The following is a 4,516-nucleotide window of genomic DNA, read 5'->3' on the forward strand; positions in this document are numbered from 1 at the left end:
CTGGCCCGCGCGCACGAGGACCCCCAAGATCTGGTCGCGGCCCGCGCGCGACTGGCCGACCACTACCTGCACACCGGGTACGCCGCCGAGCGGCGACTGGCCCCGCACTGGCCGCCGATCACGCCCCCGCCACCGCGCGACGGCGTGACCGCGCGGCAGGTCAGCGGCTACGACGAGGCGATGTCCTGGTTCGACGCCGAGCACACCGCGGTGCTCGCGGTCCTCGACGACGCGGTGCGCCACGGCTGGCACGTGCACGCCTGGCAGCTCCCGTGGGTCCTCACCTCCTACCTCAACCGCCGCGGCCGGTGGCGGGAGAAGGCCGCCGCGCTGCGCACCGCGCTGGCCGCCGCCCAGCGGCTGGACGACCGGGACGCCCTGGCGGTCACCCACCACCTGCTCGGCCGCACGGCGAGCGCCCTCGGCGACCGGGACGCCGCGCTCGACCACCTCGAACGGGCCTTGGCCCTGCACCGCGCGCAGGGCGACCGGAGAGGGGAGGCGGTCGTGCACTTCTCGCTGGCCGCGGAGCACGGGCAGCGCGGCGACCCGGACCGGGCGGCGGCCCACGCCCGTCGGGCGCTGGCGTTCCACACCGACTCGGGCGAGCGCACGTGGCAGGGCTTCGACCTGATCGCGCTGGCCTGGTTCGCGGTGGGCCGGGGCGACCACGCCGCGGCACTGGCCCACTGCCGGGAGGCGTCGGCGCTGACCGACGACCGCGACGGGCTGGCCCACTGCGCCCAGATCACCGGCTGCGCCCACCACGGGCTGGGCGAGCACGCGCGGGCCGTGACGCACCACAGCCGGGCCGTCGAGCTGTTCCGCCTGCTCGGCGACCGGTACCGCGAGGCGTGGGGCCTGGTCCTCGTCGGGGACGCCCAGCGGGCGGCGGGGCGGGAGCGGTCGGCGCGCGAGGCGTGGGCGCAGGCGCTGGAGCTGCTGGAACGCCTCGGGCACCAGGACTGCGCCGCGGTGCGGGAGCGGCTGGACCAGGTCCCGGTCGCGACCACGGCGGGAGAGGCGTGAGCCGCAGGCGGACACCGCCGCGCCACCGAGGTCGCCGATCCCGCACGACCACCGGCCGGGTCGGAGACCGCTCGGCTAGCGCGGTCGCTTGGCCAGTTCCTCGGCGATGGCGTCGATCACCTGGGGGTTGAGGATCGAGTTGATGCCGCCGACCAGGTTCCGCTCGGCCGCCTCCAGCACCACCACGTCGTTGTCCGCGAGCATCCGCCCGACCTGGTGGGGGTCGGTGGTCACCGCGTCCACGTGCTGGAGGGTGATGTCGGTGAACCCGGCCACCAGGTAGCGCACCACGTAGAAGCTGAACGAGTCGCCGAGCAGCCCCACCTTGGCGTTCACCACGCCCGGCGCGGGCGGCTGGGTGACCCGCTGGGGTTGCCGGGGGTCGCCGGGGACCTCGCGGCTGCGCACGTTCTTCCCGTCCGGGGAGATGTCGTAGGACTGCACCATCTCCCGGTCGGAGCGGCCCAGCAGCGGCGGCAGGTCGGAGGCTCGCTCGACCTGGCCCGCCTGCTCCACCTTCCACGACGCCGAGGTGCCCGGCTTGACCGCGTTGGTGATGGCGCGGGCCATCACCAGGCCGCCCTCGTTGGTCCAGTGGGTGTCCTTCTCGGTGTAGACCGGGCGGCCCACCCGCTGCGCGGACTCGCGCAGCGCGGGCCGCAGGTCCAGCGCGCCGGTGCGGGCCACCACGTTGTTCCAGAAGTTGTCGCGGGCCTTGGTGAAGCACTCCTGGCCGAAGTAGCGGGCGGGCAGGTACTCGGGCACCATCGTGGTCTTGTTCGGGGCGACGACCAGCACGAACCGGCGGCCGGACGCCTCGACCGCGGCGCGCAGGCGGGCCAGCCGGGTGAAGACCTCGTCGGTGGGCAGCGCGGGTCGGCAGGCGTCCTTGATGTCGTGGCCCAGGTAGAGCCAGTTGCCCTTGCCCTCGATGACGTCGACGTAGGCGGTGGGCTCCGGCCGGTCCAGCGAGGGGTCCTCGGGCGGCTGGACGGGACCGACGCCCCCCTGCGGGCGCTCGAACTTGGGCGCCTCGCCGAACAGGCCGCGGCTGATGCCGTCCTGCGCGGCCACCGCCTGCTCGCGCAGCGGCAGGTGGTCGTTGGCCCACTGGTTGAGGCCGGTGAAGAAGCCCCAGCCGTCGGCGGGCGAGGGGAACTCGGCCAGCTTGCGGTTCTCGAACTCGCCCGGTCGCACGCCGAGGACCAGCAGCAGCAGCGGCGCGCAGAAGAACACCGCCGCGGTGACCAGCGCGGTGCGCTGCCGGTCGGCGTGCCTCGGCCGGTAGAGGGCGTGCTCCCTGGGCAGGAACGACTCGGGCAGCGCCGGGAGCGGCGACCGGGCCCGGTGCGGGCTGGTGGGCTCCTCGACGCTCACCCGGACAGGGTAGCCGGCCAACCCGGTCCGGGGGGCCGCTTCGCCGCGGGGGAAGTCAGGGGTCCGGAATGCGCCCGCCGTGGCAACCCCGTTCGTGCGCCGCACGTCTTCCCTGGTGACCTGAGATGTCACTGGACCGGAGGCAGGGATGTGGCTGCATGTGAGCCTCGTCACCCTCGGGGCGCTGGCCTTCGTGACCCGAACCGTTCGCGTGCTGCGATCACACCAAAAGGCGACGCCCGATAGCGACTCGAATGAGACAACTTCATCGGCCTAGTCCCTATGGCGGATTGTCGGTTTGCCGTACGATCATTTCGGGTCATCAGACCTGTGCCTGCTTAGGGGACCTCACAACAGAGGTAGGTGCGTCATGGATCTCGCACTGAGCAAGGTCATCGAGCTGCGCGAGAGCGGGTTCCAGTTCCTGCACCTGCGGGACGAGGACGGGCAGCTCGACCGCATCATGGCGTTCAAGCAGCGCAGAGGCTTCATCGACTCGATCCTGTTCTGGTCGGAGACCGAGGCGCGCGCCGGTCGACTGCCCGCCGTGCGGGACAGCACGCGCGCCGCCCAGGCCGTCTGGATCTACGAGGGTCCGCTGGTCGAGGCCGTGGACCGGCTGCTGGACCTGCCGGAACCGGGCACCCGCAACGCGCCGACGCTGATGAAGAAGACAGCTTCGGATCTCGCCGTGGTCACCACGCTGCCGTTCAAGTTGAAGCTGCCGCCGGGGGCCATCGCTTAATGGCGTGAACTAAACGACCAATACCAATACTGATTGTTACGAAAATCTCCGAAAGTGTTACCGCCTGCGAGGGTTCACCAATCCGGACTCGTAGGCGAGCACCACGAGCTGGGCCCGATCCCGCGCCCCGAGCTTGGTCATCACCCGGCTCACGTGGGTCCGCGCGGTGGCCGGGCTGATCACCAGGTGGCCCGCGATCTCGTCGTTGGACAGCCCGCCCGCGACCAGCGCCATGACCTCCCGCTCGCGCGCGGTCAGCTCGCCCAGCGCCGCCGGGTCCGGCCGCCGGTGCCCGGGGCGGGCCGCGAAGTCCTCGATCAGCCTGCGCGTCACGCTCGGCGCCAGCAGCGCCTCCCCCGCCGCCACGACCCGCAGCGCGCGCAGCAGCTCCACCGGGTCGGTGTCCTTGAGCAGGAACCCGCTGGCCCCGCCGCGCAGCGCCTCGAACACGTACTCGTCCACGTCGAACGTGGTCAGCACCAGCACCCGCACCCCTGGCAGCTCGGCGCAGATCCGGCGGGTCGCGGCCAGCCCGTCCACACCGGGCATCCGGATGTCCATCACCACCACGTCCGGCCGGTGCTCGCGGGCCAGCTCCACCGCCCGCGCGCCGTCGCCCGCCTCGCCGACCACCTCGAAGCCGTCCTCGGTGTCCAGCAGCAACCGGAACCCGGCGCGCACCAGCGCCTGGTCGTCGGCCAGCACCACCCTGATCACGCGACCCCCTTCCGCGCCGCGCCCAGCGGCAGCACCGCCCTGACCTCGAACCCGCCGCCCGCCACCGGCCCCGCCCGCAGCGTGCCGCCCAGCGCCTCCACCCGCTCCCGCATCCCCGCCAGCCCGCTGCCCGAACCGACCGGGGCGGTGGCGGCGCTCCCGTTGTCGACCACCGACAGCACCAGCCCCTCGTCCGTCCGGTCGAACCCGATCGTGATGGCGGTGGCGTCCGGCGCGTACCGCAGGGCGTTGGTCAACGCCTCCTGCACCACCCGGTAGGCCGCCGCGTCGACCGGCGCGGGCAGCTCGCCGGGCTCCCCCACCACCCGCGCCCTGGCCACCGGCGCGACCAGGTCGTCCAGCCTGCGCAGCGAGGGGACGGGGGCGGCGCCCTCGCCGGAGCGCAGCACCCCCAGCGTGGCGCGCAGGTCGGCCAGCGCGTGCCCGCTGGCCTCCTTGATCGCCCGCAGCGCCTTGACCGCCTCCTCCGGTCGCCGGTCGGCCACGTGCGCGGCCACCCCGGCCTGGACGTTGATCATCGCCAGGCTGTGCGCCACCACGTCGTGCACCTCCCGCGCGATCCGCAGCCGCTCCTGCGCCACCTGCTGCCCGCGCCGCTCGACCGCCCGCTGGTGGCGCAGCGACAGC

General features: G+C 73.5%; 5 protein-coding genes. 2 read left to right on the forward strand and 3 right to left on the reverse strand.

Translation table 11 applies throughout. From position 1 onward, the window contains the following. Window positions 1-1,029 (forward strand): tetratricopeptide repeat protein (locus tag IEZ00_RS03330; protein WP_189221487.1); only part of this gene is annotated, 1,029 nt, incomplete at its 5' end. A 75-nt stretch (window positions 1,030-1,104) separates the two neighbouring features. Here the strand turns inward: IEZ00_RS03330 and IEZ00_RS03335 are convergent. Beyond that, window positions 1,105-2,406: an alginate O-acetyltransferase AlgX-related protein gene (locus IEZ00_RS03335; RefSeq protein ID WP_189221488.1), complete on the reverse strand. Its 1,302-nt coding sequence runs from the start codon at window positions 2,404-2,406 to the stop codon at window positions 1,105-1,107. 370 nt (window positions 2,407-2,776) lie between these two features. Between IEZ00_RS03335 and IEZ00_RS03340 the strand changes: the two genes are divergently transcribed. Continuing rightward, window positions 2,777-3,151, forward strand: coding sequence for a hypothetical protein (locus IEZ00_RS03340; RefSeq protein WP_189221489.1), 375 nt, complete (start codon window positions 2,777-2,779; stop codon window positions 3,149-3,151). A 57-nt stretch (window positions 3,152-3,208) separates the two neighbouring features. On the opposite strand, the gene IEZ00_RS03345 is transcribed toward IEZ00_RS03340, so the two are convergent. Further along, window positions 3,209-3,868: a response regulator transcription factor gene (locus IEZ00_RS03345; RefSeq protein ID WP_189221490.1), complete on the reverse strand. Its 660-nt coding sequence runs from the start codon at window positions 3,866-3,868 to the stop codon at window positions 3,209-3,211. Continuing rightward, on the reverse strand, window positions 3,865-4,516 hold a 652-nt coding region (locus tag IEZ00_RS03350; RefSeq protein WP_189221491.1), incomplete at its 5' end, for a sensor histidine kinase. The genes IEZ00_RS03350 and IEZ00_RS03345, both read right to left, overlap by 4 nt.

The sequence above is a fragment of the Saccharothrix coeruleofusca genome, assembly GCF_014648515.1.
Classification (GTDB): Bacteria; Actinomycetota; Actinomycetes; order Mycobacteriales; family Pseudonocardiaceae; genus Actinosynnema; species Actinosynnema coeruleofuscum.

What these genes read in the sequence shown, in the direction of transcription:
- IEZ00_RS03340 (WP_189221489.1), top strand. Translation starts at nt 2,777, where the DNA reads ATGGATCTCGCACTGAGCAAGGTCATCGAGCTGCGCGAGAGCGGGTTC.